The sequence below is a fragment of the Aureimonas sp. SA4125 genome, assembly GCF_019973775.1.
GTDB lineage: Bacteria > Pseudomonadota > Alphaproteobacteria > Rhizobiales > Rhizobiaceae > Plantimonas.
Window position 1 is genome coordinate 4,249,845 of the sequence record NZ_AP025032.1, and the last position, 26,967, is coordinate 4,276,811.

At 66.1% G+C, this 26,967-nt stretch carries 25 protein-coding genes; 9 read left to right on the forward strand and 16 right to left on the reverse strand.

Annotated features, from left to right (window positions below):
- Window positions 1-290: 290 nt before the first annotated feature.
- Window positions 291-980 (forward strand): fumarylacetoacetate hydrolase family protein, encoded by a 690-nt coding sequence (locus Sa4125_RS20070; RefSeq protein WP_224000976.1) that lies wholly within the window; start codon window positions 291-293, stop codon window positions 978-980.
- 85 nt (window positions 981-1,065) lie between these two features.
- Window positions 1,066-1,725, forward strand: a complete 660-nt coding sequence (locus tag Sa4125_RS20075) for an RraA family protein (RefSeq protein WP_224000978.1) — start codon at window positions 1,066-1,068, stop codon at window positions 1,723-1,725.
- Between the two features lie 153 nt (window positions 1,726-1,878).
- On the opposite strand, the gene Sa4125_RS20080 is transcribed toward Sa4125_RS20075, so the two are convergent.
- The 4 genes from Sa4125_RS20080 to Sa4125_RS20095 are packed head-to-tail and all read right to left on the reverse strand — an operon-like array spanning window position 1,879 to window position 5,421.
- Window positions 1,879-2,727 carry a fumarylacetoacetate hydrolase family protein gene (locus Sa4125_RS20080; protein WP_224000979.1) on the reverse strand — a complete coding sequence of 283 codons (849 nt, stop codon included), beginning with the start codon at window positions 2,725-2,727 and terminating at the stop codon, window positions 1,879-1,881.
- A 31-nt stretch (window positions 2,728-2,758) separates the two neighbouring features.
- Window positions 2,759-3,607 carry a ThiF family adenylyltransferase gene (locus Sa4125_RS20085; protein ID WP_224000981.1) on the reverse strand — a complete coding sequence of 283 codons (849 nt, stop codon included), beginning with the start codon at window positions 3,605-3,607 and terminating at the stop codon, window positions 2,759-2,761.
- Between the two features lie 10 nt (window positions 3,608-3,617).
- Complete coding sequence (locus Sa4125_RS20090) at window positions 3,618-4,706, reverse strand: LacI family DNA-binding transcriptional regulator (RefSeq protein WP_224000983.1); 1,089 nt, start codon at window positions 4,704-4,706, stop codon at window positions 3,618-3,620.
- Between the two features lie 13 nt (window positions 4,707-4,719).
- Complete coding sequence (locus tag Sa4125_RS20095; protein WP_224000985.1) at window positions 4,720-5,421, reverse strand: DUF4286 family protein; 702 nt, start codon at window positions 5,419-5,421, stop codon at window positions 4,720-4,722.
- A 191-nt stretch (window positions 5,422-5,612) separates the two neighbouring features.
- On the opposite strand from Sa4125_RS20095, the gene Sa4125_RS20100 reads away from it, so the two are divergent.
- The 6 genes from Sa4125_RS20100 (at window position 5,613) to Sa4125_RS20125 (ending at window position 11,532) form a co-directional block, all read left to right on the forward strand.
- Entirely contained in the window at window positions 5,613-7,244 is a 1,632-nt protein-coding gene (locus tag Sa4125_RS20100; RefSeq protein WP_224000987.1) for a CoA-transferase, read from the forward strand.
- A 167-nt stretch (window positions 7,245-7,411) separates the two neighbouring features.
- Window positions 7,412-8,272, forward strand: a complete 861-nt coding sequence (locus tag Sa4125_RS20105; RefSeq protein ID WP_224000989.1) for an ABC transporter permease — start codon at window positions 7,412-7,414, stop codon at window positions 8,270-8,272.
- A 56-nt stretch (window positions 8,273-8,328) separates the two neighbouring features.
- Window positions 8,329-9,327: an ABC transporter substrate-binding protein gene (locus Sa4125_RS20110; RefSeq protein ID WP_224000991.1), complete on the forward strand. Its 999-nt coding sequence runs from the start codon at window positions 8,329-8,331 to the stop codon at window positions 9,325-9,327.
- 67 nt (window positions 9,328-9,394) lie between these two features.
- Window positions 9,395-9,880 carry a MaoC/PaaZ C-terminal domain-containing protein gene (locus tag Sa4125_RS20115; RefSeq protein ID WP_224000993.1) on the forward strand — a complete coding sequence of 162 codons (486 nt, stop codon included), beginning with the start codon at window positions 9,395-9,397 and terminating at the stop codon, window positions 9,878-9,880.
- 16 nt (window positions 9,881-9,896) lie between these two features.
- Window positions 9,897-10,730, forward strand: a complete 834-nt coding sequence (locus Sa4125_RS20120) for an ABC transporter ATP-binding protein (RefSeq protein WP_224000995.1) — start codon at window positions 9,897-9,899, stop codon at window positions 10,728-10,730.
- 4 nt (window positions 10,731-10,734) lie between these two features.
- Entirely contained in the window at window positions 10,735-11,532 is a 798-nt protein-coding gene (locus Sa4125_RS20125; RefSeq protein WP_224000997.1) for an enoyl-CoA hydratase-related protein, read from the forward strand.
- A gap of 279 nt (window positions 11,533-11,811) precedes the next feature.
- Here Sa4125_RS20125 and Sa4125_RS20130 read toward each other — a convergent pair whose 3' ends face one another.
- The 12 genes from Sa4125_RS20130 to Sa4125_RS20185 form a co-directional block, all read right to left on the reverse strand.
- On the reverse strand, window positions 11,812-12,672 hold the full coding sequence (locus Sa4125_RS20130) for a DUF296 domain-containing protein (protein ID WP_224000999.1): 861 nt from the start codon (window positions 12,670-12,672) through the stop codon (window positions 11,812-11,814).
- Window positions 12,672-14,330 (reverse strand): acyl-CoA synthetase, encoded by a 1,659-nt coding sequence (locus Sa4125_RS20135; protein ID WP_224001002.1) that lies wholly within the window; start codon window positions 14,328-14,330, stop codon window positions 12,672-12,674. Before Sa4125_RS20135 ends, Sa4125_RS20130 begins: the two co-directional genes overlap by 1 nt.
- On the reverse strand, window positions 14,327-15,496 hold the full coding sequence (locus tag Sa4125_RS20140) for an acetyl-CoA acetyltransferase (RefSeq protein ID WP_224001004.1): 1,170 nt from the start codon (window positions 15,494-15,496) through the stop codon (window positions 14,327-14,329). Before Sa4125_RS20140 ends, Sa4125_RS20135 begins: the two co-directional genes overlap by 4 nt.
- Window positions 15,497-15,523: 27 nt before the next feature.
- Window positions 15,524-16,414: an IclR family transcriptional regulator gene (locus tag Sa4125_RS20145; protein WP_224001006.1), complete on the reverse strand. Its 891-nt coding sequence runs from the start codon at window positions 16,412-16,414 to the stop codon at window positions 15,524-15,526.
- Between the two features lie 28 nt (window positions 16,415-16,442).
- Entirely contained in the window at window positions 16,443-17,462 is a 1,020-nt protein-coding gene (locus tag Sa4125_RS20150) for a TRAP transporter substrate-binding protein (RefSeq protein ID WP_224001008.1), read from the reverse strand.
- A 57-nt stretch (window positions 17,463-17,519) separates the two neighbouring features.
- Window positions 17,520-19,310: a TRAP transporter large permease subunit gene (locus Sa4125_RS20155; RefSeq protein ID WP_224008060.1), complete on the reverse strand. Its 1,791-nt coding sequence runs from the start codon at window positions 19,308-19,310 to the stop codon at window positions 17,520-17,522.
- A gap of 409 nt (window positions 19,311-19,719) precedes the next feature.
- Complete coding sequence (locus Sa4125_RS20160) at window positions 19,720-20,526, reverse strand: SDR family NAD(P)-dependent oxidoreductase (RefSeq protein ID WP_224001016.1); 807 nt, start codon at window positions 20,524-20,526, stop codon at window positions 19,720-19,722.
- Window positions 20,527-20,810: 284 nt separating this feature from the next.
- The gene (locus Sa4125_RS20165) at window positions 20,811-22,037 is read right to left on the reverse strand and encodes an ABC transporter substrate-binding protein (RefSeq protein ID WP_224001017.1); all 1,227 of its coding nucleotides are present in this window, start codon (window positions 22,035-22,037) and stop codon (window positions 20,811-20,813) included.
- A 59-nt stretch (window positions 22,038-22,096) separates the two neighbouring features.
- Window positions 22,097-23,092, reverse strand: coding sequence for a branched-chain amino acid ABC transporter permease (locus tag Sa4125_RS20170; protein WP_224001019.1), 996 nt, complete (start codon window positions 23,090-23,092; stop codon window positions 22,097-22,099).
- Between the two features lie 8 nt (window positions 23,093-23,100).
- Entirely contained in the window at window positions 23,101-23,976 is an 876-nt protein-coding gene (locus Sa4125_RS20175) for a branched-chain amino acid ABC transporter permease (RefSeq protein ID WP_224001022.1), read from the reverse strand.
- Complete coding sequence (locus Sa4125_RS20180) at window positions 23,973-24,689, reverse strand: ABC transporter ATP-binding protein (RefSeq protein ID WP_224001024.1); 717 nt, start codon at window positions 24,687-24,689, stop codon at window positions 23,973-23,975. The genes Sa4125_RS20175 and Sa4125_RS20180 overlap by 4 nt, the downstream gene beginning before the upstream one ends.
- Complete coding sequence (locus Sa4125_RS20185) at window positions 24,682-25,410, reverse strand: ABC transporter ATP-binding protein (protein WP_224001026.1); 729 nt, start codon at window positions 25,408-25,410, stop codon at window positions 24,682-24,684. The genes Sa4125_RS20180 and Sa4125_RS20185 overlap by 8 nt, the downstream gene beginning before the upstream one ends.
- Window positions 25,411-25,620: 210 nt before the next feature.
- Between Sa4125_RS20185 and Sa4125_RS20190 the strand changes: the two genes are divergently transcribed.
- On the forward strand, window positions 25,621-26,907 hold the full coding sequence (locus Sa4125_RS20190) for an ArgE/DapE family deacylase (RefSeq protein ID WP_224001028.1): 1,287 nt from the start codon (window positions 25,621-25,623) through the stop codon (window positions 26,905-26,907).
- Window positions 26,908-26,967 lie beyond the last annotated feature (60 nt).

Sequence of the window (26,967 nt, forward strand, 5' to 3'; positions counted from 1 at the left end):
TTCCTCCCTGATGAGCGCACCGTCGCTCTTGTTCGGCGTATGTGCGAAGGGAAGGATAGCATCAGAAAAAACGTTTTCGAAAGCCACAACCTGTGTTGCACCTGCGAGCAACAGGGCGAAAGGTCGGCTTTTCCGGATATTTGGCTGCCAATTTTTCTAGTATCTGTGTCTTTCTATCAGTTTCCACCGCCCCGCAGGCACTCGAATGCGGCGATGCAAAATGTTTTTTTATTGTTCTCGGATGTTTTCATGTGTTTTCTTCTGGCCATCCAATGATGGGAGGAAGATCCATGAGTCAGTACGTTGTCGACGCCCCTGAAACGCCGGCGATCCCGGTGCTGGGATCTGACGCCAAGTTTCCGGTCCGGCGGATCTATTGCGTCGGCCGCAACTATGTCGCTCACGTCCGCGAGATGGGCGGCCATGAGGAACGCGACGCGCCGCTGTTCTTTCAGAAGCCGGCCGACTCGCTGGTGCTGGATGGCGGAACCATCCCCTATCCGACGATGACCAAGGACTTCCATTTCGAGGTGGAATTGGTCCTGGCAATGAAGGGTGGCGGACTGAACATCCCGCAGGAAAGCGCGCTCGAGCAGATCTACGGCTACGCCGTCGGCATCGACATGACGCGCCGTGACATTCAGGGGGGTGGACGCCCCTGGGAGATCGCCAAGTCCTTCGACCATTCCTTTCCCTGCGGCGCGATCGTGCCGGCGACGGAAGTCGGCCATATCCAGGCCGGCCGCATCGCACTGACGGTGAACGGCGAGACCCGCCAGGAATCGGACGTGGACCTCTTGATCTGGAAGATTCCGGAGATCATCGCGAACCTGTCGACCTATTTCGAACTGATGCCGGGCGACGTCATCATGACGGGCACCCCGCATGGTGTCGGGCCGGTCAATCCGGGCGACAGGATCGAGGCGCGCGTGGACAAGCTTCCCGCGCTTCGCGTCACGATCGGTGAGGCACTCGTCTGAACGGAGGCGGCCGCGGCGTGCCGGATCATCGCGGCGCCGCGCCGCGGCCGATGACGACGGACATATTGGCATCGGAGCGACGACGATGGGCTTTACGATCTATCCCCGACGCGGCGACATCAGTCCCGTCTGGATCGAGCGCTTCAGGGCGCTTCCGGTCGCCACCATCAGCGATTCCATGGAGCGCCTGCACGGCATCGGGGCGCCGCTGCGCGCCATGCATGGGGGCGGCCGGATGGTGGGCAGCGCCTTTACGGTGAAGACACGGCCCGGCGACAACCTCATCGTCCACAAGGCGCTGGATCTCGCCGCGCCGGGCGACGTGGTGGTCGTCGACGCGGGTGGCGCGCTGGAGAACGCCATCATCGGCGAGTTGATGGCCGCCTATGCCGAAGAGCGCGGTCTGGCCGGCCTTATCATCTACGGGGCGATCCGCGACAGCGCCGAACTGAGGCGCGGGACCTTTCCGGTCTTCGCCATGGGGATCACCCATCGCGGCCCGTACAAGAACGGTCCGGGCACGATCAACATGCCGATCGCCGTCGCGGGCCTGTCGGTATCGCCCGGCGACCTCGTCTGCGGCGACACCGACGGACTGCTGGCCATCGCCCCCGCCGAGGTCGAACGGATCCACGATCGCGCCGCCGAGAAACATGCCGCGGAGCAGAAAATGCTGGAAGCGATCCGCTCTGGTGCCGATGACCGGTCCTGGATCGACCAGGCGTTGAACGATGCCGCATCATGAAATCGGATGCACGACCTGCTGCTCTGAAGCTAAAATGCCGCCTCCGGTGACAGCCATCCGGCATCGATCGTTTGGGACGACAGACTTTCCTTCTGATCGCCTGCCGTCATCGGGCTGGTTAGCCGCCGTTCAGCCGTTCCCTTCTGGCGCCGCTCATGCGGTACGCGACTTCAGCGTCTGCTGCTGCTCGCCGAGACCCGAGATCCCCAGCCGCATGACGTCGCCCTCCTTCATGAAAACCGGCGGCTTGCGGCCGAGGCCGACGCCGGGAGGCGTGCCGGTCGTGATGATATCGCCGGGCTGCAGCGCCATGAAGCGACTGGCATAGGCGACGATGTGCGCGCAGGTGAAGATCATGCGGGTCGTCGTGCCGGTCTGTTCGCGATGGCCGTTGAGATCCAGCCACAGATCAAGGTTCTGCGGATCGCCGACCTCGTCCGGCGTCACCAGGTAGGGGCCGCAGGGAGCGAAGGTCGGATAGCTCTTGCCCTTGGCCCACTGGCCCTCCCATTCGAGCTGGTATTCGCGCTCGGAGAGATCGTTGAGGATGGTGTAGCCGGCGACGTAGGAAAGAGCCTCCTCCTCCGAGACGTGCCAGCACGGCCGGCCGATGACGAAGGCGAGTTCGACCTCCCAGTCGAGCTTCGTCGAACCCGGCGGCAGGATCACATCGTCGAAGGCGCCGCTGAGGGACCCCGTGTGCTTGTTGAAGATGATCGGCTGCGACGGGATCGGCGCGTTCGTTTCCTCGGCATGGTCGGTGTAGTTGAGGCCGATGCAGACGAGATTGCCGACATGGGCGACGGGCACGCCGAGCCGGACGTTCTCCTCGACCAGCGGCAGCGATGAAAGGTCGAGCGCGCGCAACCGGTCGAGCCCTTCGGGCGAGAGCGTTGCGGCGTCGATGTCGCGGACGATGCCGGAGAGGTCACGGACGCGCCCCTCGGCATCGAGAATTCCCGGCTTTTCGGCGCCGGCCGGCCCGTGGCGGAGTAGTTTCATGTTCATCTCCCAAAGCTGAAGGTGTGATGGTTCAGGCCCGGTCGGACCCGATCTGAAGAAAGTCGATGATCGCGGACGTCTGCGCGGCGACCATCGCGGCGCCCCCGGCATGGCGGCAGCCGAGACGTCGCGCCGCATCCAGCAGCGGGGTCGTCGGCCGCGTCACGATGTCGACGACGGCAACACCCGCGTGAAGGCTCGCGACATCGACGGGCAGGCCGTCGGAGGGCGACATTCCGACGGGCGAGGCATTGACGAGAAGGTCGAGGTCGCCGGGCACGAGCGCGGCGACGGCCTGCGCCGTCGTGCCGGCGTCGCCGATCCGCCGGGCGACATCGCGGGCGCGCGCCGCATCCTGGTCGACGATGGCGAGCGAGCGGATGCCGGCGCCGGCGAGGGCGAAGGCGATCGCGCTGCCGGCGCCCCCCGCGCCGATCAGGCCGACCCGAAGCCCCGCCGGCTCGATGCCGATGCTGCGCGCCGCGCCGATGAGACCCACGCCATCAAAGATGTCGCCGAACCAGTCGCCGGTCGGCAGCCGGCGCAGGGCGTTGACTGCGCCGACCGACCGTGCGGCCGCGCTGAAGCCTGCGAGCATCGGCATGATCCGGGTTTTGAAGGGCATCGTCACGACGATGCCGCCGAGATTGGCGAGCCGCATGAGGGCCGGCATGTCGGCATCGAAGGACGCCGAAGGGAACTGGAACGGCACCATGACGGCATCGATTCCGCGCCGCGCGAACTCCGCGTTGAAGCTGACCGGCGATTTCACCTGCCGGATCGGATCGCCGACGATGGCAACGATGCGGGTCTCGCCGGTGATGTCGGGGCGCGAGGCAGAAGGCTTGGTGATGTCGTGGCTGTCGACGGGCGTGTTCATGCGATCGTATTCACTCCTTTGGAGGTGGGCCGGAGGACTCGCGAATGACGATCTCCGCCTCGCTCTCCAGAGGATAATCGGGCTCGCGCTGCTCGACCCGGTCGACGATCAGCCGCGCCGCGCGGTAGCCGATCTCCTCGCCGGGAACGCGGACCGTGGTCACGGATACCGCCAGATGGCTCATGATCTCGATGTCGTCGTAACCGACGATCGACACCTCCTCGGGGACGCGTCGTCCGCTGGCGAGGGCCTCGAGCATGGCGCCGACGGCGAGCGGGGCATTGCCGCAGATGATGGCGGTCGGCTTTGGATCAGTGTCCATCACCTGCGCAAAGAGACGGCGCCCTTCCTCGATCGTCCACGTCCCGATCGCCAGGTGCTGGGGGCGGACCGCGAGGCCGCGCAAAGCCAGCGCGTCCCGGATCCCGGCAAGCCGGGCGCCGGCGCGGTCGTTGTTCTCGGTCTCCTGGGCGATCACCGCAAAGCGGACATGTCCGAGATCGGCCAGATAATCCGTCATCTTGACGAGGGCCTTGTGATTGTCCGGGCCGACGCAACTGCCGTGGAAGGCAGGTTCGTAGATGAAGGAGCTGATAAAGGGCAGGTTGCGCTGCTTCAGGAAGGGCAGCAGTTCGGGATGGTGGGCGAGACCGACGAGGATGACGCCGTCGACCCCGCGTTCGGCGAACTTGCGGACCTGCTGAAACTCCAGTTCCGGGTCATATTCGGAACAGGCCAGGAGCAGCGTGTAGCCCACGTCGAGAAGCTGGCGCTGGATGGCGTTGGCAGCCCGGGGAAAGTCGCCGAGACCGAGGGTTGGAAACACGGCGCCGATGGTCTGCGAGCGGCCCGTCGTGAAGGCGCGCGCGCGCCCGTCCGGAATCCAGCCGAGCTCGGCGACGGCCAGGGAAATGCGCTCGCGCAATTCCGGAGAAACCACCTCCGGCCGGTTGATGGCGCGAGACACCGTCGCGGTCGAGACGCCCACGGCTCGCGCCACGTCACGAAGGCCGACGCCGCCCCTGTGGGGCGATTCCGATGCCTCGATCGCGCGCCGCGGCACTTCGTGCGCCTCGCCCCCCGCCTTCATCCTTGCCATGGCGTTCCCCTGCTCACCGTCTGAGGCTCGGGCCCGACAACTGCTCGCGGCCGAGCGAATACTGCAGACGATAGATCCCGCGATCCTCGGGCGGGCAAGTCGCCTCGACAGTTCCAAGGAGGACGTCGAGCTCGCCGGTGAGAATTGCTTCGAGAGGCTCGGGATTGGTCGCCTCGGCCAGCAGGATCCAGGCGGCCGTCTGGTCCGGCTCGCCGCGCAACGCCTTTTCTGCGGTTGCCCCGCCGTCGGAACCCGCTTCGCCGCGCAGGAGATGAACCCCGACCACCCCCCGCTGGTCCCTCAAGTTCTCGAGGCCGGCGGTCAAACGGCCGAGAAATTCCTCAGGCGCGGCCCGCGTCGCCATCCTCAACGTCGCCACGAAGGCGCCATCGCCTTCACCGGCGGAGTAGACGAGGCTGCATGCCGTCCGGGAGGTCTGGCGGAAATGACGCACGACCCGCTTCGTCCATTCGGAGGGAGCGTTGAGGCGCTCGATATATGCCGGAGAGCTGAGGGCGGCCGGCGTATCGGTCTCGTAGAAGTTGAAGTATTTCGGCTCACCGCGCACCGCGACATAACGCCGGCCGCGCAGAAATCCTGGTACGGCCACTCGCTCGGGAATGTGCTCGCGAACGTGCCAGGAGAGGAAGTCAGCCTCCGCCTCATCGGCGATGCCGTTCCAGATCGCCAATACGCCGCCGCCCGCCAGGCCCATCTCGAATCCCCTCCTTGTGCAACCGGTTGCCGTCCTGCTCTTGAAAAGCAGGCTGTCGGTGAAGCGCCCTCTTCGGGGGCCTTAATCGTCCTTGCCATTTCTTGAGACCGCTTGACAAGGTCTGGTCCGGTTCAGTATGCAATCGGTTACATGACAAATCGGACCGTTGTCAACGGTGGCAGGGAGGCGAAATGAGAGTCATCACGGCGAGTGAGGCGGCAAGCCTCATCGAGCCCGGCGACAGCGTTCTCGTCAGCGGTTCGGGCGGCGGCCACTGCGTTCCCGAGGCGGTGCTGGCGGCGATCGAGGCGCGTTTCCTCGACGTCGGCGAGCCGCGCGACCTCACCCTGATCCACGCGGTCGGCATCGGGGATCGCCAGCTGAAGGGTGCGGCACGGTTCCGCCACCCCGGCATGCTGAAGCGGTCGCTGACGAGCGCCCTGGTTGATTCGCCGCCGCTGATCAAGCTGGCGCTCGACGAGGCGATCGAATCCTACACCATTCCGCAGGGCGTCATCTCGCAGCTTGTCCGCGAGATCGCCGGTGGTCGGCCCGGGCTCATTACCCGCACGGGTCTTCATACCTTCGTCGATCCGCGCCAGTCGGGAGGACGCCAGAACGAGGCCGCGAAGGAGGACATTGTCGAACTCCTCACCATCGGCGGCGAGGAATGGCTTCGATTCAAGCCTTTCCCGCTCGACGTCGTGATCCTGCGCGGGACCACCGCGGACGAGGACGGCAACGTCTCGATGGAAGAGGAGGCGATTCCGGGCGAGATGCTTTCCTGCGCCCAGGCCGCCCGGCGCCTCGGCGCCGCCGTCGTCGTCCAGGTCAAGCGGCTGGCACGGCGGGGCACCCTGCCCCAGCGCAGCGTCCGCATTCCCGGCATTCTCGTCGACTATGTCGTGGTCGACCCGGAGCAGCGCCAGACCTATGCCAGCGCCTACGAGCCCAGCTATGCCGGCGAGATGCGGGTGACGACGGAGGCCATGCGCCGTCTGCCGTTCACCGAGCGCAAGATCATCGCCCGCCGCGCGGCAATGGAGATCATTCCCGGTGCCGTCTGCAACCTCGGCGCGGGAATCTCGACCGGCGTGTCGGCCGTTGCGGCCGAGGAGGGCATCCTCGACAGCATCACCCTCAGCAACGAGCAGGGCTTCATCGGCGGCGCGCCGATGACCGGGCCCGATTCCGGGGCCGCGCAGAACTTCGACGCCATGGTCGACCAGCCCTACCAGTTCGACTTCTACGACGGTGGCGGGCTCGACATCGCCTTCCTGTCCTTTGCCGAGATCGACGCCGCCGGAAACGTCAATGTCAGCCGCTTCGGCGATACCATTGTCGGCATCGGCGGCTTCATCAACATCAGCCAGAACGCCCGCAAGGTCGTGTTCAGCGGCACGTTCACGGCCGGCGGCCTGCGCGTCGAGGGCGGCGGCGGCAAGTTGACGGTTCTGGAAGAGGGGCGGCATTCCAAGTTCGTCGAGGCGGTACGGCAGATCTGCTACAGCGGCGCCTTTGCTCGTGAGGAAGGACGCAAGGCCCTGTTCGTCACCGAACGCGCCGTCTTCGATGTCGGGGCGGCGGGACTGGAACTCGTGGAGATCGCCCCGGGTGTCGATCTCGAACGCGATATCTTCGCCCACATGGCGTTCCGGCCGAGCGTCTCCCCGAGCCTTCAGCTCATGGATGCACGGCTTTTCAAGCCCGAACCGATGGGATTGGCCGCCGAGTTCGGCAAGTTCGGCCACAGTGCCCGCTCCCCCCGCCGCAGGCTCGCGGCGGAGGCGGGCCTTGGCGGAAAAGATCGCGCCGCGGCCTGACGGTCGGCCTGCGCCACCCCGTCGGGGTGGAACACGGCGTGGGAAAATGCAAGCGGATACATTCCGTCCGCCGGGAGGGCGACCGGGTAGCGCCCGGGTCAGCCGAGGGCAGAGGGACGGAGCGGCAAGGCTTCCCTAAGGGAGCCACCGAACAGGGAGGAAGGTCGATGGCCATTCAGCAGATGACGCCCGCGCCGGGTCTTTCAGGTCCCGTGGCGGCAGACACGCAGGAGCCCGCAGCACGCGGCCCCTCGAAGGCGATGCGGCGGGCGCGCGCGCTCGGGTGGAATTCGCTTCCGCCCCTCACATTCCTGGTGATCATCGCCTTCTGGTCGCTCTCGGTGCGCTTCTTCGAGATCCCGGCCTACCTGCTGCCGGCGCCCGGCGCGGTGTTTTCCCGCGTCATTTCCGATGCGCCGATGCTCTGGACGCATTCTCTGGTGACGCTGACGGAGATCGTCCTCGGCTTCGGGCTGACGCTGCTGACCGCCATTCCAATCGGCCTCGTGATCGCCCTGTCACCGCTCGCCCGGCAGGTCCTCTATCCGCCGATCATGCTTCTCCAGCTCGTCCCGAAGATCGCGGTCGCGCCGCTGTTCCTGGTCTGGCTCGGCTTCGGCATGGAATCGAAGGTTCTTCTCACCGTCCTCATGACTTTCTTTCCGCTGCTCATCGCCAGCATCAGCGGTTTCCAGATCCTCGACCAGCGGCTTCTCTATCTGACACGCTCGATGGGCGCCTCGATATGGCAGACGTTCCGCTACCTGCGCGTGCCCTCGGCGCTCCCCGTGATCTTCTCCGGCGTCAAGACGTCGGCCACCATCGCGGCCACCGCGGCCATCGTCGCCGAATTCGTCGGCGCCAACCAGGGTCTGGGCTACGTGCTTCTGCGCGGCACCAGCACCATGGACATCGAACTGACCTTCGCCGTCCTCGTCGTCCTGACGTTCATCGGTATCCTGATCAACTACGTCGTCGAGTTCAGCGAATGGTTGATGACGCCCTGGCAGCGATCCGGGGCGGACTAACCGGCGCCCGCCCGGGAGGGGCGGCCGTCATCATTTCAATCCTGGGAGGAACCAACATGCTGCATATCCTGAAGACCACCGCCGCGGCGGGACTGCTCGCGATGACCGCGCTGACGGGCACCGCCGCCGCCCAGACCGCCGTCACCTTCCAGCTCAACTGGACGGCCGGCGGCGCGAATGCGGGCTTCGCGGCGGCGCTGCAACAAGGCTTCTACAAGGAAGCCGGCCTCGACGTGACCATCGTCCAGGGCAATGGCTCGGGCAACACCGCCCAGCTCGTCGCCAGCGGCCAGTCGCAGCTCGCCTATGCCGACGCGGTCGCCGTCAGCCAGCTGATCGCCAAGGGCGCGCCGATGCGCGTCGTCTCGACGATCTACCAGTCCAACCCGAACGAGCTGATCGCGCTGAAGGCGACCGGCATCAAGTCCTTCGCCGACCTCAAGGGCAAGACCATCGGCGTGCCGTCGGGCTCGTCGCAGACGACGATGCTGCCGCTTCTGCTGAAGGCCAACGAACTCCAGGAATCCGACCTGCAGCTCCTCAACATGCCGATGACCTCGATGGTGCCAAGCCTGCTCACGGGCCAGGTCCAGGCGATCCTCGGCTCGCTCGACGCCTATGCCATCCAGCTTCGGGCCCAGGGCGCCGAGATCGACGAGTTTCCTTTCGCCGACAACGGCGTCCCGACGGTCTCGACTTCGATCTTCGCTGCCAACGACTTCCTCGAGAAGAACCCTGAAGTCGTGAAGAGCTTCATCGCCGCAAGCCTGAAGGGCTGGAGCTTTGCCCTCGACAAGCCGGCAGAGGCCGTGGCGGACGTCAAGGAACTCTTCCCCGACTCCGACGAGAAGCTGGTCGCGGCAGAGCTGGCCGCCATCACGCCCTTGTTCTGCAGCGGCGACGCCAAGTTCATCGGAAGGGCCGAACCGGCCCAGTGGGTCAAGACCCAGGAGCTGCTCTCGCAGGTCGGCCTCCTGCCCAACGGCCAGGATCCCGTCACTTACTACACCAATGACTACCTGCCGCCCGAGGGCGACCTTCGTCCCTGCCAGTAAGGCTGCACCGAAGGCCCCCGGCATCGGCCGGGGGCTCTCCGCCCGCCATCCAGCCCAGGACAAACCGATGAGCTATCGCTTCGACGACCTCTTTACCGGCATGCGCTTCCGCAGCCCAGGTCGCACCGTGGGCGAGGCAGACGTCATGGCCTTTGCGGGCCTGACCGGCGATTTCTCGGAACTGCATACCAGCGACGTATACGCGGCCAAAAGCCAGTTCGGTCGCCGCGTCGCGCACGGCATGCTCGGCCTGTCCTTTGCCCATGGTCTGATGTGGGCGCGGACGGGCGAGTTGCGCGAAACGGCGATCGCCTTTCTGGGGATTTCCGACTGGCGGTTCGTCGGCCCGATCTTCCTCGGCGACACGATTTTCGTGAGCTACGTCATTGCCGAAATCCGCGATTCCCGCTCCCGACCGGACCAGGCGATCGCGACCTTCGATGTCGAGCTCGTGAACCAGCGCGACGAAGTCGTGCAGAAGGGGCGCAAGGCGCTTCTTCTTTCCAAGACACCCCTTGCCGCCGTTGCGGCATCCGCCGCTCCCGCGGCCTGAACGGCAGGAGGCTACCATGGCGCTTTCCGAGACCCACGCCGAGAAGACCGGCGTTCCCATCTCCATCCGCAACGTCTCGAAGGTTTTCGGTGAGGGCGGGGACACGCCCTTCCGCGCCATGGGTCCGGTCGACCTCGAGATCCCGGCCGGCCAGTTCATCTCCGTCGTCGGCGCGTCCGGCTGCGGCAAGAGCACGCTGATGCTGATGGTGGCGGGGCTGATGAAGCACTCGACCGGCGAGATCCTCTGCGACGGCAAGGCCGTCACCCGTCCGATCACCAATGTCGGCATCGCCTTCCAGGACCATCTGCTCCTGGATTTTCGCACGGCTTTCGACAATGTCATGCTGCACGCCGACATCCGCGGGCTCGACCGCAAGATGATCGCCGACCGCGCCCGGGACCTCTTCGCTCAGCTCCGGCTCGAGCACGCCATGGACAAATACCCGCGCCAGCTTTCCGGCGGCATGCGCCAACGCGTCTCGCTGATCCGGACCCTCGTCCACGAGCCGGACGTGCTCCTGATGGACGAGCCCTTCGGCGCGCTCGATGCCCTCACCCGGTTGCAGGTGCGCACCGATCTCGAGCAGCTCTGGCTTCGCCGCCGCCCCACCGTGATCTTCATCACCCACAGCGTCGAAGAGGCCGTCGGCCTCTCCGACCGCATCATCGTCATGAGCCCGAGCCCGGGCGTGGTGGTCGACGACATCACGGTCAGCCTCCCGCGCCCGCGCCCGATCGTCCTTGGCGACGCTCCCGATTTTGCCTCCTACGTCGATCGCATCCACCAGCATTTCGAGCGCATGGGCGTGCTGCACGGCGTCACGCCGCAGACCAAGATCGCGAGCTGACCCGGTGACGGACCGCACTGGCGCCACGGCCGGCATGGTCAGCCTTCGCATTGACGGTGCGGTGGCCGAGCTCGGCCTGGATGCGGGCCGGCTCAACCTGGTCACGCGCGCGCTCCTGCGCGACCTCGACGCCGCGATCGCCGCCCTGACCGGCAATCCTTCCATCCGCTGCGTGATCCTGCATGGCGGACCGGCGGTTTTCTGCGCCGGCAGCGATATCCGCGAATTCTCCTCGCTCGGCGCGAACGCCAGCGAGGATAAGATCCTCTACGAGGACCATGTCCTGCGCAAACTGGCGGCGCTCCCGTGCCCGACGATTGCGGCGATCGACGGACCGGCGCTCGGAGGGGGATTCGAACTGGCGCTGGCCTGCGATCTGCGGGTGCTGGCACAAAGCGGAAGTGTCGGCCTTCCCGAGAGCCGGCTGGGGGGCCTGGCGGCCAGCGGCGCCGTGCGTCTTGCCCGGCTTGTCGGTCCGGCGCGCGCAAAGGAGATGCTGTTCACAGGCATGATCCTCGACAGCGAGCGCGCCTTGGCCTGGGGCCTCGTGAACCGGGTTACGGCCGGCGGCGCGCTGGAGGAGGCGCGCGGCCTGGCGGTCGAAATCGCCCAGCGGGGGCCCCTGTCCAACCGCCTGGCCAAGACGCTCGTCGACATGGCGCTCGACCTCCCCGTCGACGCGGCCCTGTCGCGTGGCAACGCCGCGCAACAGATGATCTTCGACGGCAAGGACCTCAAGGAGGGAGCCGCGGCCTTCTTCGCCAAGCGCGAGCCGGTATTCGGGCCAGGCACTGCAGACTGAACGACCAGCGGCTTCGAGCGATTCGGGGACATCGCCTGTGCGGCCCGCACACCTCCTGGCAAAGATCCCTCCAAGTGCGCGATCACGGACTGCCGGGCCTGATCGGATGCGATACCGACGCCGATCTTCAGTACGGCGGGCTCCAGCCGACGCTTCCTTCCCGGCCTATTCCTGCCACGCAGCAGCTGCCTGCTGAGATGCTGGATGAACGGCGACTCAGTCCATCCGCCGATGTGAGGCGAAACTGTCGGTCAGCTTTTCGGTCCCTGGCGGCCAGGGCTAGGATCGGCCGGTATCGGTGGCGCCGACGATCAGCAGCTCGAACGTCACGCCGACCGGATTTTCGCCAAGCTGCAGGCGACCCCGCGTAATGGCCCCGGCGACGTCGACGACCGCAACATCCAGTTCGGCCACCAGACCGCCCGCAAGGTCGGTCACCTCGCCCCGTTCGATCAGGATTTCGGTCGCCGGGCATGGCACGTGTCGCCCGTCATCGAAGGCAGGCTCGTGGATGCTGCCGATGCCGAGGATCTGCCCCGCGCCGATCCCCTGACGTTCGCAGGCCGCGGCGACGGCCGCACCGATATCCTCGTTGGGCCGCACCCGCAGGAAAAGATTGCGAGCCCCTTCCGACCCCGAGGCGCCCTTCGGCGAGAACAGCGTGAAATTCGTTTCGGCATCCGGCGCCCCCTCGAACCAGGCCGTGGCACTTCCATAGCCGCTCACGCGGATCGGCACGGAGACGACACTGTCGAAAGGCAGCATGTGGCCCATGCGCGGCGCCTCTGCGCCGACGGCCCAGAGACCGTGGCAGTGCAGGAAGGGCCCGCCGTCGCGGCGGCCGACCATGGCGGTGGCCTGCAGGATCGTCGCGCCGTGCTCCGGCGCCAGCGTGTCGCTGTACCAGGCGGCATGCCGGGGATCGGAGGACAGCGCCGGCAGCACGTAGCGGAAGGGGTCGCAAGCGCCGCCCTCGAGCTGCAGCACGCCGCCCCGGCAGCCGGCGGCGGCGAATGTTCGCGCGACCCCTGCCATCACCGTCTCGCCAGGCAGAAGGTAGCCGTCGAGCGGCACGAGCGCGGTGGCGACGGCCTCAACGCGCGGTTGCGCGGGAGGGCCGGGATGGACGATCGGGCGCATCAGGCGGTCTGCCGGGCGCCGGAGCCGCCATCGAATGCGGCATCCTCCGCTTCCGTGGCGGGTTCCCCGCGGCGCTCCAGTTCTTCGCGAATGAGCTTCTTGGTGATCTTGCCATAGGCCGATTTCGGCAGGGCTTCCCAGAAGAGGTAGCGCTTCGGCAGCTTGTAGCGCGCCATCTTCCCATCGAGATGCGCGGCGATCTCGGCCCCGGTGACGACGGCACCGGCGCGCGCGACGCAGACGGCGATGCCGACCTCGCCCCATAGCGGATCGGGCATGCCGAGCACCGCCACCTCGCTGACCGCCGGATGCGTCAGGATCTTCTCCTCGATCTCGCGCGGATAGACGTTCGAGCCGCCGGATATGTACATGTCCGAGGCACGGCCGGTGATGTAGAGAAAACCCTGATCGTCGACATGACCGAGATCGCCGGTACGGAACCAGCCGTCGCGAAACGCCTTCGCATTGGCTTCCGGGTTGTCGTAGTAGCCGGCGAAGACGGCGGGCCCCGTGCAGCAGATCTCGCCGGTCTCGAACGGCGCGACTTCCCTGCCCGTCTCGTCCTGGATCGATACCTGCATGCCCGTGCGTTCGGCGCCGCAGGTGCCGAGGCGCACACCGTCGCCGTCCTCTTCCGCGTGCAGCGCCGGGGGCAGCACGGTGATGGCGCCCGTGACCTCGCCGAGGCCGAAATACTGCACCAGCACGGGACCCAGCGTCTTCAGCGCGCGCTTCTGGTCCTCGCGGTACATCGGCGCGCCGGCATAGATGACGTAGCGCAGCGAGGAATGGTCGTAGCGCCGGACGGCCTCGTGCTCGACCAGGAGCTTCAGGATCGTCGGCACGGTGAAGAGGGTGGAGACACGCCAGCGCTCGATCAGCTGCCAGGCCATGTCGATGTCGAAACGCTCGGTCGGCAAAAGGATCGTCTTCACGCCGCGCGCCACCTGCGTCAGCTGGTGGACGCCCGCCCCATGCGACAGCGGCGCGACGACGAGCGCGGCATCGTCCGCGGTGAGGCCCGGCATCAGGTCGCAGAGATGGTTGTTGATGACGAAAGCCATCTGGCCATGCGTCAGCACCGCCGCCTTCGGCCGGCCGGTGGTGCCGGAGGTGAAGAAGAACCAGCAGGGATCGTCGCGATCGACGCGGGCTTCCTCGACTTTCCGCCCGAGAAACGCCTCGACCAGCCCGTCATAGGAAGGGCCGAAATCCGCGTCGCCGATCGCGATGACGAAGCCGATCTCGGGACAGTCGCGCCGGCTGGCGGCGACATGATCAGGAAAGGCCGCATTGCAGATCATGCCGGTGGCGCCGCTCGCCTTGGCAAGAAAGGCGACCTCGTCCGGTGTCTGGCGGAAGTTCGTCGGCACCCAGACGGCGCCGAGGCGGAAGCAGGCGAACATCGATTCGAACATCTGGTTGCAGTTCTGCGACTGCACCAGGATCCGGTCGCCCTTGGCGACGCCGAAGCGCTTCGCCAGTGCCGTCGCCATCGCATCGATGCGGGCGTCGAAGGCGGTCCAGCTCCACGTCGCCGCGCCCCAGACCAGCGCCACGCCCTCCGGCTCGCGGCGGGCGGCCTGGGTGACGAAGCGGGCGAGATTCATCACCCGCACCGACTGCGGCGCCACCCCGCCCTTCGGATCGCCCGTCATTTCGTGCGCTCCAGGATCGACACGTAGTTGGCGACGGCGGCGCCGCCCATGTTGAAGACGCCGGCCAGCGAAGCGCCCTCCAATTGCATCGTGCCGGCTTCGCCGCAGAGCTGCATCGCCGCCATCACATGCATCGAGACGCCGGTGGCACCGATCGGATGGCCCTTCGATTTCAGACCGCCCGAGAGGTTGACCGGCAGCCGCCCGCCCCGCTGCGTCACGCCTTCGCGGATGACGCGATGCCCTTCGCCGGGCTTTGCCAGCCCCATCGCCTCGTATTCGATCAGCTCGGCAATGGTGAAGCAGTCGTGCGTCTCGACGAGGTCGAGATCGTCGAGACCGACGCCGGCACTCTCCAGTGCCGCGCTCCAGGCGCGCCGCGCCCCTTCGAAGGCAATCGGATCGCGCCGCGACAGCGCCAGGATGTCGTTGACATGCGCTCTTGCCCGGAACGCCACCGCGCGCTGCATCGTCGCCGCGACCTCCGCATCGGCAAGGACGAGGCAGGCCGCGCCGTCCGAGACCAGCGAGCAGTCGGTGCGCCGCAGGGGCGTGGCGACATAGGGGTTCCTGTCGGAGACCGTGTTGCAGAACTCGACGGAGAAATCCTTCTGCATGTGGGCATAGGGATTGGCGAGCCCGTTGTGGTGGTTCTTGGCGGCGATCATCGCCAGTTCCTCGGAACGGTCGCCATGGCGCTGGAAATAGGCGCCCGCGATGCGGCCGAAGAGGCCGGCAAAGCCGCCCTCGACATCGGCTTCCTCCTGCCGGAAGGAGGCGCTGAGGAGGATGTCCCCGGTCTCGCGCGTCGGCAGGGCCGTCATCTTTTCCGCGCCGACGACGAGCGCGATCCGCCCGCGCCCGGCGGCGATGAAGTCCATGGCCGAAAAGAGTGCCGCCGAGCCGGTCGCACAGGCATTCTCCAGCCGCACCGCCGGCACGTGGTCGAAGCCATCGGACGCCATCGCGACAAGCGCACCCTGGAAATCCTGCTTGGAGAAGCCGTTGTTGTAGACGCCGACGAAAATGCCGTCGACGTCGCCGGCCGCGATGCCGGCATGCGCCAGCGCCGGACCGATCACCTCGGCCATCAGTTCGCGCGTCGAAGGCGCCTCGGACTTGCCGAATTTCGAATGGGCCCAGCCGACGATCTGCGCTTCTGCCATGGGTATTCTCCTTCAGATCCGATCGCCTCAGGCGGCGGAATGGGATTTCGTGTCGGGGAGAGTGATCCTCGGTGCCCGGGGAGCGGGCCGCCCGTCGCGGAACAGCCGCGCCAGCTTGGCTTCCATGCGGCGAACTTCCTCGCCGAGCAGCGCCGCCAGCTCGGGCTGCCGATCGCGCGTCATCCGGCTGTCGATGGCGGCGATGGACAGCGCCCCGGCCACACGGCCGTCGGGAAACCGCAGCGCCATGCCGATCCCCCAGGAGCTGGCCAGTACCCGTCCCGGATTGAGCGCAAATCCCGTCTCGCGCGTGCGGGCGATGTCGGCGCGGATGATCGCCTGGGAGTAGCCGGGATAGCGCGTGGCCATCGGCTCGACGATCCGCTCGATGATCGCCTCGACTTCGCCGTCGGGCAGCGCCGACAGCATCGCCAGCGAGCCGGCGCCGACGCCAAGCGGGTTCTGGTCGCCCTGTAGCAGCGCATGCGTTCGAACGGGATGCGTGCCCTCCTCGCGGTGCAGGCAGACCGCATAGTCGTCGCGCCGCATCGACAGGAAGCTGGTATCGGTGGTGACGGCCGACAGCCGCCTGAGACTTTCGCCGGCGATCTCGAGAAGTCCGTGACGGCGGGCCGCGAGGAGACCGAGGACATAGAGCTCGCCCCCGAGAAAATAGCGCCGGCTGACCTCGTCCTGATCGACCATGCGCGCCCGGATCAACGCCATCAGGAGACGCCGGGCGGTCGGCTTGTTGAGACGGCTCTCCGACACCGCCTCGCTCAGCGTGACGCCGCGTTCGGCGCCGCGGCCGACGGCGGAGAGCAGGCTGAGGGCCCGCTCCACCGCCTGAGCGCCGGAACCGGCGATGGCGCCCGCAGCTAGGTCCCCGTCAGGAACACCGACCGCAGCGTCGTTCATCGCTTTGCCCACCGCCGCCTGCCCTCGATCAGCCGAGCGGGCGCCCGACAGCCTTTTCGAGGATGGCCCAGGCCTCGTCGCCGTACTTGCTCTTCCAGTCGCTGTAGAAACCGGCCGCCTTGAGTTTTTCCTGGAAGGCCGCGGGATCGGGATCGTTGAAGGCCATGCCCTTGGACTCCAGCTCGCCCCGCAGCGAGGCGTTGAGATCCATGACGTCCTTGCGCTGCATGTCGGCGGAGGCGTTGAAGTTCTTCGACACGATCTCCTTGAGATCGTCCGGCAGTCCTTCCCAGGCGCGACGGTTGGCCAGAATCCAGAAGCCGTCCCACATGTGGTTGGTCATCGAGCAGAACTTCTGCACCTCGTAGAGCTTGAAGGTGGAGAGGATCGCCAGCGGGTTCTCCTGGCCGTCGACGACGCCGGTCTGCAGCGCGGTGTAGACCTCGGCGAAGTTGAGGCTGGCCGGTGCCGAGCCGAAGGCGGTGAACATCGAGGTCCAGAGCGGGCTCACCGGAACGCGGATCTTGAAGTTCTCGAGGTCGGCAGGCGTCGCGATCGGCGCCTTCGACGAGGTGATCTGGCGGAAACCGTTGTCCCAGATCTTGTCGAACGTCACGAGGCCCTTCTTGGCGATCTCGGCGCGGACATAGGCGCCGAGGTCGCCATCCATGGCCGGCCAGACGGAATCGTAGTCCGGGAAGGCGAAGCCGATGCCGCTCAGCGAGGCATTCGGCACCAGGGTCGAGAGGATCAGCGGCGACAGGCTGAACAGTTCGACGCCGCCGGAGCGCACCTGGCTCAGCATGTCGGTGTCGGCGCCCAACTGGCTCGAGGGGAAGATCTGGATCTCCATCCGGCCCGAGCTCTCCTCGGCGATCTTGTCCGCGGCCTCCTTGGCGCGGATGTTCAAGGGATGCGTCACCGCCTGGTTGTTGGCGAACTTGAAGGTGAACTCGGCGGCGCGTGCCGGGGTCGTGCGAATCGAAAAATGCGTCGCGACGCCGGCGGCGACGGAGCCGAGCAGGATCTTTCTGCGGGTGATGGTCATGTCGTTTCCTCCTTTTGAAATGCAGTCTTTTGTTGTTGGCAGTGCTTCAGGCAGACCTCACAGCAAGGCCGTGGACAGGAAGGGGAAGGCGGCGATCAAGAGCAGCCCGATGAACAGGGCGCCGATATAGGGCCAGATCGCCCGCATCACCTGATCAGGCGGCGTATCCCCGATCTTGCAGGCGATGTAGAAGCCGATGCCGATCGGCGGCGCCATCAGACCGATGTTCATCGCGGTGACGACGACCATGGAATAGTGCACGTCGTTGATCTCGAGGCTCCTGGCGACGGGGAACATGATCGGCGCCATCAGGACGATCGCCGGCAGGCCTTCCAGCACGCAGCCGAGCACCATGAAGATGACGATCGACACCCCCATGAAGCTGATCCAGCCGCCGGGCATGACCTGGACGAGGCCGACCAGCTTGCCGGCAAACCCCGTCTGCGTCAGCGCCCAGGCCATGGCCGACGCCGTGCCGAGGATGAGGAGGATGGCGCCCGACAGGGCGGCCGTCTCGGTCATCATGGTGTAGATCCGGGACCAGCGGATGCCGCCATAGACCACCGCGCCGACCGCCATCGCGTAGATGACGGCGATGGTCGACACTTCGGTCGCCGTAGCGACGCCGCCGCCGACGGCCGAGCGGATCAGAAAGGGCAGAACCAGAGCGGGGATCGCGATCAGAAGCGTCTTGCCGACCGTCTTCATCGGCGCGCGCCTGATCCCCTCCATCAGCTCGGCCCTGGCCTTCCAGCGTGCCAGCAGCGCCAGGACGACGAGCAAGACCATCGCGATGACGAAGCCGGAGGTGAAGAGACCGGCGATCGAGACACCGGCCGTCGAGCCGAGCACGATGAGAACGATCGACGGCGGAACCGTGTCGGCCATCGCCGCGCCGGTCGCCAAAAGCGCCGTCATCTCCTTCGGCTTGTGGCCGCGCCGCTTCATCTCGGGAAACAGCGCCGGCGCCACCGTCGCCATGTCCGAGACCTTCGAGCCGGAAATGCCGGAAACGAGGAAAAGCGAGCCGAGGAGGACATAGGACATGCCGGCGCGGACATGGCCGAGGAGGGAAGCCAGGAACTCGACGATCGCCTTTCCCATGCCGGTCGCGTCGAGCACGCAGCCGAGAAGGACGAAGATCGGCACCGAGAGGAGGATCATGCTCGACATGCCCTCATCCATCCGCCCGATCATCACCATCACCGGCACCGAGGTGGTGGTGGCGAGGAAGGCGAGCGTGCCAAGGCCGAAGCAAAAGGCGATCGGCACGCCCATGACGAGGAACAGGCCGACGAAGCCGACGAGGAAGATGGGGATGTTCCAGTTGCCGAGCGTGCGCAGGCTTGGGCCCACCTGCCACAGCACGGCGGCGACGATGGCGATCAACGCCGCCGAGAGGATGAGATGGACAAGCCTCACGCCCCGGAACGCGTTGACGAGAGCGAGCAGCAGCATCAGCGCGATGCCGGCCGGCAGGGCCGAGGCCCGCCAGCTCATCGGAATGTTCAGAGCGGCCGAGGTCACGTAGGATTCCTCGGCGGCGTAGTCGATCGCTGGCCGCAGCATAACGGCCAGGAACAGCGCCATCAGGACCAGGCCCAGCGTGGCGACGAACTGCCGCCGCTCCGGGGCCAGCAGGTTGAGGAAGATGGTCAGGCGCAGATGCTCGCTGCGATCGACCGCCATCCCGGCGCCCAGCATCGCCAGCCACAGGAAGGAGATCGAGGCGACCTCGTCGATCCAGATCACCGGGACGGAAAACACGTAACGCGATACGACGCCGGTCAAAAGCAGGCCGATGATGCCGACGAGCAGCAGGGCCGCGATCGCTTCCACGGGTCGCATCCAGCGCGATCCGGACTGAACCGACGCGCCTTCGAGTCCGGCGAGGAGCGCGGCGTCGCCGGCTGGCTCGTTGACTAAGCTCACGCTTGCATCCTCCCCTCGGCACCATGCCGCATCGATCGGCAACCGTTGTCACCGGGAGGTCTGCAGCGGGGTTTGCACCTTGCGATCGGACTGGCGCCCGAACGCGGATGTGCCGCTCCCCTCCTCCCCGACAGCCGCCTTTGCCGCCCGGGCATCAGGTCCACTGGGTGGATCTTGTTCTGATGCCTTGCCCATCGTCATGGGCGAAACGCCTCAAACTGGCAAGAGACAAAGCCCAGCCACGCCGAAAAGGCGAAATCTCACTCCACAATATGGAACAGAGGGGCGACGCCCTCGCGCCGTTCGCCTCTTCTGGTCTCCCCGCTCAGGTCGGCAGGCTGCCGGACACGGTGACATGCAGCCCGCCATCGACCGGAAGTTCGATCCCCGTGATGTATTTCGCCTCGTCGGAGGCAAGAAAAACCGAGGCCCAGGCGATGTCCCAGCCATCGCCCTGCCGCCGCATCGGCGCGATGGCGTCTCGCTTGCGCCGCATCTCGTCCGCCGACTCGTAGTAGCCGCTGATCTGCTTCTGGATGTGCGGCGTATCCATCACGCCGGGCAGGATGGCGTTCGCACGAACGCCCTTGCCAGCGTACTCGACCGCGACGGCGCGGGTGAAATGATTGAGGGCCGCCTTCGAGGCGTAGTAGGAAATGTAGGGATAGCCGGTCCAGCGGATCGAGGCGAGCGAGGAGATGTTGACGATCGCGCCCTTTCCTTGCCGCTCCATGATCGGCAGGACGGCCTTGCAGGCCAGGAACACGCTGGTGAGATTGACGTCCATCACCAGCCGCCAGCTCTCCTCGGTCGCATCCGCCGCACCGCCCGGCAGGTTGATGCCGACATTGTTGTGCAGCACGTCGATGCGTCCGTAGCGCACCATCACCGCGTCCACCACAGCCGCGATATCGGCCGCCTTGGTGACGTCGGCGCAGAGGGCCAGGCCCTCGCCGCCCTCGCTCTCGATGACGCCGAGGGTGTTCAGCGCGGCATCGAGATGGATGTCGACGCAGGCCACCTTCGCGCCCTCGCGGGCATAGGCGACGGCCGCCGCCTTGCCGTTGCCCCAGCCCTCCCCCACCGAGCCGGCCCCCAGCACGAGCACGATCTTGTCTTTCATTCGATCCATGGGCGTCCTTGGCTGTCTGGTGGGAATTCGGCACGAGGCGCGATGGCTGGGCGATCCGGCGCGGACCGGTGTCGTCTAGCCGGCTCGCGGCGCCAAACCGCGGACCCGCGCCCCGACCCGCGAGGGCGAGGCCGGTACTGACGAGCCTTGCCACAGGCCGCTGCCGCCTGCCGTCGTCCCGGCCGCATTTTGCTGCTCCCGAATGGCCTGACATCGCCCCATCGTCAATATCCGTCGCGGATATCACGGGACGTGGCGGCCACCGGCCCCAGGTCCCGCCATCCTTACTTCGGCTTCGCCGAGGCGACGTTCTCCGGCCAGATCAGCTGGTTCTTGCCTTCCTGGATCTGCGCTACCGGGATCGGCACGAAGTCGGCGCCGGCCTTGATCGCGTGGTCTTCGGCGAACTGGATGCGGCCGAGCAGGCAGTCATAGTCGGTGGCGCCGATCTCCTTCGCGAGCGCCTCCGGCTCGGTACCCGCCTTGTCGATGGCACGGAGCGCGATCTCCATGGTGCAGAAGGCGTGAGCATGGCTGTAGTTGGCCGGCGCGCCGAACTCGGCTTCGATGCGATCGGAAAAGGCCTTCTGATCCGCGTCGAGTTCAGGGGCATACTGCAGCGCCGCCCAGTACATGCCCTCGGCGATGTCGGCGGCTTGCGCCATGAATTCCGGCTTCGTCGGATAGTAGATCGCCAGGTGCGAGGTCTCCAGCGCCTGTTCCTGCAATTGGCGGACAAAGGCGACACCCGAATTGACCACGGTGAACACCGAGACCAGCACATCCGGATCGGCGTCGCGGAGCTTGGAGAGCTGCGGGTAGAAGTCCGTCGTCACCGTCGGCACGGTCTCGGTGGCAACGACCGACCAGCCGTCCTTCTCGAACAGTTCGCCGATCTTCTTGGCATTGGCGATCCCGTAATCGGTGTCCTCGACCACGAAAGCGATCTTCTTGTCGCCGGGGGCAAGGGTGCCCTTCTCGAAGGCCCAGGCATAGAAATCGTGCACCGCGATACCGTAGCCGTCGCTGTTGTAGCCGCCCTTCCAGAACAGCTTGAAGCGGTCCGGGTCTGCCATCACCTTGTCGGCGATCGCCGAGGCGACCGGCTCGGCGCTGAGGATCGGGATGTTGTACTGCGGTGCCATCTCCATCAGCGCCAGCGTCACGTGGCTGTGCAGCGTGTCGCCGATGATCAGCTTGACCTGATCGCGGGTGATCAGGCGCTGGGCCGCGCTGATGCCGACTTCGGGCTTGGAGTTGGAATCCTCCATCACCAGCTTGATCTTCGGCGGGTTCTGGGAGACGTAGTCGCCCTTCCCCTCGTTCCATTCCTTGACGGCAAGTTCCAACCCCTCCTTGTGGGCCTTGCCGGTATTGGCGGCAGGCCCGGTGAGCGGCCCGATCGCCCCGATCGTGACATCCTGTGCGACGGCGGCGGGCGTTGCAGCGGCCATCAGGGCTGCCGACAGAAGGCCTGCCGACAGGAGGCCCGGGATCTTCAATCTTGGCATCGGCTTCGTCTCCTTTGGGGTTTCACGAACTGGCGGTTACGGGTCCAGCGCCTGCGGGCTCAGGTCGCGCGGGCGGCGTCGGTGGCGGAGCGTCCGCGCCACGGGCGCGTCAACCCGGCAATGCCCTGCGGCGCGACGAAGACGAACACGACGATGAGCGCGCCGTAGAACAGCATGCGGTAGTCGCCGACCTCGCGCAGCGCTTCCGACATCACCGTCAGCAGAAGCGCGCCGTAAATCGGTCCAAAGAAGCGTCCGACGCCGCCGACGATGATCATCGCCAGGAGCGTGATCAGCATTTCCGGCCCGGCCACCGAACTTGGCGTCAGGATCAGGACGTAGTGGGCATAGATCGCGCCGCTCAGCCCGACGACGGCAGCGCTGACGGCGAAGGCCAGCAGCTTCCACGTCGACAGATGGATGCCGAGACTTTCGGCGGCGGTCTCGGAATCCTTGATGGCGAGAAAGGTCAGCCCGGGGCGCGACGTCAGGAGCGTGAGGAGAGCAAGGTTCACCGCCAGAAAGAACACCGCCGCCAGGACATAGGAGCCGATCGCATTGCCGATGCCGAAGCGCAGGGTGAGGTCGCCGATCTGAATCGGATCGAAGGGCGGAATTCCCCAGAAGCCGAGTTCCCCGCGGGTGATCTCCTTGAGATTGGAGAACACCAGCCGGACGATTTCGGCGAAGGCGAGCGTGACGATCGCCACGTGCGGCATGGAGCGGATGCGCAGGATCGGCAGGCCGATGAGGAGGCCGGAGACAGCGGCCGCCAGGGCGCCGATCCAGATCGTGATCCACGGGCTGACCCCGCCGTAGAAGGCCACCAGCGCGGAGACATAGGCCCCCATGGCAAAGAAGGCGTGGTGGCCGAGGGTCTTCAGCCCGAGAATGCCGAGCGTCAGGTTCCAGCCGGTGGCGAAGACGGCGAAGATCAGAAACAGCGTCAGAATATGCAGGATGTAGTCGTCGACGGGCAGGAAGGGCACGGCCAGCAGCAGCGCCGCATACAGAAGGAGGAGGAGAAAGGGTCGCTTGCCGAAGACTTCGAGCATGATCTTCCTCAGGCCTCGCGGCCGCTGAAAAGGCCGTTCGGGCGGACCCAGATGACGGCGATGAGGAATGTGAAGGCGATCACGTCCCGCCACTCACTCGGTGCAAAGGCGACGGAGAAGGACTCGATCAGCCCGAGCAGGAAGCCCGCCGCGACCGCCCCGCCAAAAGAGCCGAGACCGCCGAGGATGACGACAGCAAATCCCTTCAGGAGGTAGGAGGTCCCCATCCACGGGTTCACCGAGATCAGCGGTGACAGCAGGATGGCCGCGACGCCGGCAAGCGCTGCCGAGATCGAGAACACCGCCGTGTGGACGAGGCCGGCCGGGATGCCGACCGCCAGCGCCGCTTCCGAATCCTGCGCCGTCGCGCGGATGATGCGGCCGAGCTTGGTGCGATAGAGCACGAGCGCGCAGGCCGCCATCACCGCCACCGCGATGAGGCAGATCGCGATCCGCTGCCAGGGCATGCGCAACTCGCCGATGACGACGATGCCCGGGAAGAAATAGGGCACTGCCTGGAATTGCTCGCCCCAGATCAATTGGGCGCCGCTCTGCAGGAAGATCGACAGGCCGATCGTCGCCGCGACGACCTGGAACGCCCAGTCGTCGCGGCGCAGCAGCGGCGCGATGGTCAGACGCTGGATCCCGGCGCCGAGGATGACGATGATGGCCAGCGTGATCACCGAGGCGACGAGAAGCGGCCAGCCGAGCGTCACGGCAAACAGCAGGATGAGATAGCCCGCCAGCATCAGGAGTTCGCCATGGGCGAAGTTGAGGACGCGCGTCGTGCCGTAGACGAGCGCGATGCCGGAACCGACCAGCGCATAGATCGACCCGGTGATCAGACCATTGATCAGGAGTTCCAGGAAGTTCGCGGTGCTCACGACGCCTCCTCGCGCAGGCCAAGATAGACGCGCTTCACCTCGGGATGCTCCAGCATCTGTTCGCCCGAGCCGCTGAGGGCGACCCGCCCGCCCTCCAGAAGATAGCCGCGATGGCTCATGGCGAAAGACATTTTGGCGTTCTGCTCGTTGAAGAGGATGGCGACGCCGCGCGCATTGATCATCTGCATGATGGCGTAGACGTTCTTCACCATCGCCGGCGACAGCCCGAGGAAGGGCTCGTCCATCAGCAGAATCCGGGGATCGGCCATGAGCCCGCGTGCGATCGCCACCATCTGCTGCTGACCGCCGCTCAGCTTGCCGGCCGTGGCATTCAAATGGCTGGTGATCTCGGGAAGGATGTCCAGAACCCAGTCGAAGGAGCGGCGCGCCTCCGCGCCGGTGCGCGTGTAGGCGCCGAGCATGATGTTCTCGCGCACGCTCATCCGGGGAAACAGCCGACGGCGCTCGAGCACGATGCTCATCCGCCGCTGCGGGCGGACCGTCGCCGACTTGCCGCGCAAATCCTCGCCGTCGAGCATGACCCTGCCGGCAGAGGCCTTTTTCAGCCCCATGGCCGCCTTCAGGATGGTGCTCTTGCCCGAGCCGTTCGGCCCCATCACCGCAACCATCTCGCCCGCGCCGACGGAGATCGACACGTCCCAGAGGACCTGCGTGGCGCCGTAATGGACGTCGATGTTCTCAAGCTCAAGCATCGCCATCGCCCAGATAAATGCGCCGGACGCTCTCGTGCTCGGCGACCTCGGCCATCGAGCCCGAAACGATCACCTCGCCGCGATTGAGGAAGATCGCATCGTCGGCCAGACCAAAGAGCACTTCCATATTGTGCTCGATCACCACGATGGTGATGCCGCGCTCTTCGCGCATCCGGCGTATCAGATCGAGGATCTGCGGTATGCTCGGGCGATCGACGCCGCCGGTGACCTCGTCGAGCAGCAGGAGGCGCGGCTTGGTCGCCAGCGCCCGTGCCAGTTCCAGGCGCTTGCGCTGACCGGTACTCAGCACCCGCGCCGGATCGTCCACCTTGGCCGACAGGCCGACGAAATCGACATAGCTCGCCGCTTCCGCACGCGCCTGCTTCATGGGCGTGGATTTCGCCGCCAGCGCGACCATCACATTCTCGAGGACGGTCAGCCCGCCGAAGGGCTGGGTGATCTGGAAGGTTCGGGCGATCCCGAAATGACACCTCTTGCTGGGGGATTGGTTGGTGACGTCTTCGCCCTGAAACACCACCGTTCCGGATGTCGGATTGACCGCCCCCGCAATGACGTTGAACAGTGTGGTCTTACCGGCCCCGTTGGGCCCAAGAATTGCAGTGGTCTTCCCATCTCGAACAGAAAGATGCACGTCCTTCAATGCGACGATGCCACCGAAAGCGACGGTTACTATCTCGATGCTCAGAAGATCTGCCAGCATTCAACAACCTTTTCTGCGAAGGCAGGCTAGCCGTGCAATTCTGATATGGCAATATGTCCGCGAATTAACTCGCCCAGAATCTGACCACCCGCCTATCCATGTATATTTTGTGTGCTTTCATCTCTTCCGACGGGTTGACGCCCCGCCGCCACCCACCCTATCCAAGGGCGACGCGGCTCGATCGATTGCTCGTTTTTGGAAGAGTTGGCCATGCCCCTCGACCCCGTTGTCCGGCAGGAAATTCTGGAATCGGTTGCGACCGGCTTCGAAGAGCAAGTGGCTTTCACCCGTCAACTCGTGTCGTTTCCTTCCACCCGGGGCGCCGAACACGCGGTCCAGGACTTTGTCTTCCGGGCGATGAAGTCTCGCGGCTACCGTGTCGATCGTTTCGCGATGGACGACGCGGCGCTGGCCGGTCATCCCGGCGGCGCGCCCTTAACGCCAGAACATTCCGACGCGCCGATCGTCGTCGGGATCCATCATCCGCGCGAGGAGACTGGCCGTTCGCTCATCCTGCAGTCGCATGTCGACGTCGTGCCGCCCGGCCCCGCCGCCATGTGGACGGCCGGCGCGTTCGAGCCGAGGATCGCCGGCGACTGGCTGTTCGGGCGCGGCGCGGCGGACATGAAGGCGGGGGCCGCGGCCAATCTCCATGCACTGGACGCGCTCCGGCGCATTGGCCTGCAGCCGGCGGCGACGGTCTACATCCAGTCGGTCGTCGAGGAAGAGTCGACCGGCAACGGAGCGCTGATGACGCATCTGCGGGGCTATGCCGCCGACGCCGCGCTCATTCCGGAACCCGAAGACGAGATGCTGGTGCGCGCCAATACCGGCGTTCTGTGGTTCCAGGTCGAGGTCAACGGCCTTCCGGCGCATGTCCGCGAAATGGCCACCGGCACGAACGCGATCGACGCGACCTACCGCATCATCGGATCGCTGCGAGAGCTCGAGGCGACCTGGAACGCGCGCAAGGACGATCACGCCTATTTCGACGAGACTCCGCATCCGATCAATCTGAACATCGGCAAGATCGAAGGCGGCGACTGGGCCTCGTCGGTGCCCTGCTGGTGCCGGATCGATTGCCGCATCGCCATCTATCCCGGGACCGACGCCTCCCTTGCCGCCGAGGAAATCAGCGACCACATCGCCGCTTTCGCCCGGCACGATCCCTACCTCTCGAACAACCCGCCGCGGGTGGCCTTCAACGGCTTCCGCGCCGAAGGCTATGTGCTTGCTCCGGGCTCGGCAGCGGAAGAGGTTTTGGGGCGGGCGCACGAGAGTGCGGTCGGCGCACCGCTGAAGAGCTTCACCACGCCGGGCTATCTCGATACCCGCGTCTACGCGCTCTACGACCGCGTGCCGGCGCTGTGCTACGGTCCGATCTCCCGCAACATTCACGGCTTCGACGAATGCGTCAGCCTGTCCTCAGTCCAGCGCATTACCGGGGCCATGGCGCTGTTCATTGCCGAATGGTGCGGGACCGAGACGCTGTCGTGAGGGGCAAGGCTTTTGCGCCCGCAGGGCATGAGGCGGCCGGGCGGCTCGGTGCCTTGGCCG

Coding starts and splice junctions, on each gene's coding strand:
- Sa4125_RS20115 (WP_224000993.1), top strand. CDS start 9,395: ATGAGCTATCGCTTCGACGACCTCTTTACCGGCATGCGCTTCCGCAGC.
- Sa4125_RS20170 (WP_224001019.1), bottom strand. CDS start 23,092: ATGCTCGAAGTCTTCGGCAAGCGACCCTTTCTCCTCCTCCTTCTGTAT.
- Sa4125_RS20160 (WP_224001016.1), bottom strand. CDS start 20,526: ATGGATCGAATGAAAGACAAGATCGTGCTCGTGCTGGGGGCCGGCTCG.
- Sa4125_RS20075 (WP_224000978.1), top strand. CDS start 1,066: ATGGGCTTTACGATCTATCCCCGACGCGGCGACATCAGTCCCGTCTGG.
- Sa4125_RS20095 (WP_224000985.1), bottom strand. CDS start 5,421: ATGGGCCTGGCGGGCGGCGGCGTATTGGCGATCTGGAACGGCATCGCC.
- Sa4125_RS20185 (WP_224001026.1), bottom strand. CDS start 25,410: ATGCTGGCAGATCTTCTGAGCATCGAGATAGTAACCGTCGCTTTCGGT.
- Sa4125_RS20140 (WP_224001004.1), bottom strand. CDS start 15,496: ATGGCAGAAGCGCAGATCGTCGGCTGGGCCCATTCGAAATTCGGCAAG.
- Sa4125_RS20190 (WP_224001028.1), top strand. CDS start 25,621: ATGCCCCTCGACCCCGTTGTCCGGCAGGAAATTCTGGAATCGGTTGCG.
- Sa4125_RS20080 (WP_224000979.1), bottom strand. CDS start 2,727: ATGAAACTACTCCGCCACGGGCCGGCCGGCGCCGAAAAGCCGGGAATT.
- Sa4125_RS20090 (WP_224000983.1), bottom strand. CDS start 4,706: ATGGCAAGGATGAAGGCGGGGGGCGAGGCGCACGAAGTGCCGCGGCGC.
- Sa4125_RS20105 (WP_224000989.1), top strand. CDS start 7,412: ATGGCCATTCAGCAGATGACGCCCGCGCCGGGTCTTTCAGGTCCCGTG.
- Sa4125_RS20145 (WP_224001006.1), bottom strand. CDS start 16,414: ATGAACGACGCTGCGGTCGGTGTTCCTGACGGGGACCTAGCTGCGGGC.
- Sa4125_RS20085 (WP_224000981.1), bottom strand. CDS start 3,607: ATGAACACGCCCGTCGACAGCCACGACATCACCAAGCCTTCTGCCTCG.
- Sa4125_RS20110 (WP_224000991.1), top strand. CDS start 8,329: ATGCTGCATATCCTGAAGACCACCGCCGCGGCGGGACTGCTCGCGATG.
- Sa4125_RS20070 (WP_224000976.1), top strand. CDS start 291: ATGAGTCAGTACGTTGTCGACGCCCCTGAAACGCCGGCGATCCCGGTG.
- Sa4125_RS20130 (WP_224000999.1), bottom strand. CDS start 12,672: ATGCGCCCGATCGTCCATCCCGGCCCTCCCGCGCAACCGCGCGTTGAG.
- Sa4125_RS20155 (WP_224008060.1), bottom strand. CDS start 19,310: ATGCGACCCGTGGAAGCGATCGCGGCCCTGCTGCTCGTCGGCATCATC.
- Sa4125_RS20100 (WP_224000987.1), top strand. CDS start 5,613: ATGAGAGTCATCACGGCGAGTGAGGCGGCAAGCCTCATCGAGCCCGGC.
- Sa4125_RS20165 (WP_224001017.1), bottom strand. CDS start 22,037: ATGCCAAGATTGAAGATCCCGGGCCTCCTGTCGGCAGGCCTTCTGTCG.
- Sa4125_RS20135 (WP_224001002.1), bottom strand. CDS start 14,330: ATGACGGGCGATCCGAAGGGCGGGGTGGCGCCGCAGTCGGTGCGGGTG.
- Sa4125_RS20120 (WP_224000995.1), top strand. CDS start 9,897: ATGGCGCTTTCCGAGACCCACGCCGAGAAGACCGGCGTTCCCATCTCC.
- Sa4125_RS20180 (WP_224001024.1), bottom strand. CDS start 24,689: ATGCTTGAGCTTGAGAACATCGACGTCCATTACGGCGCCACGCAGGTC.
- Sa4125_RS20150 (WP_224001008.1), bottom strand. CDS start 17,462: ATGACCATCACCCGCAGAAAGATCCTGCTCGGCTCCGTCGCCGCCGGC.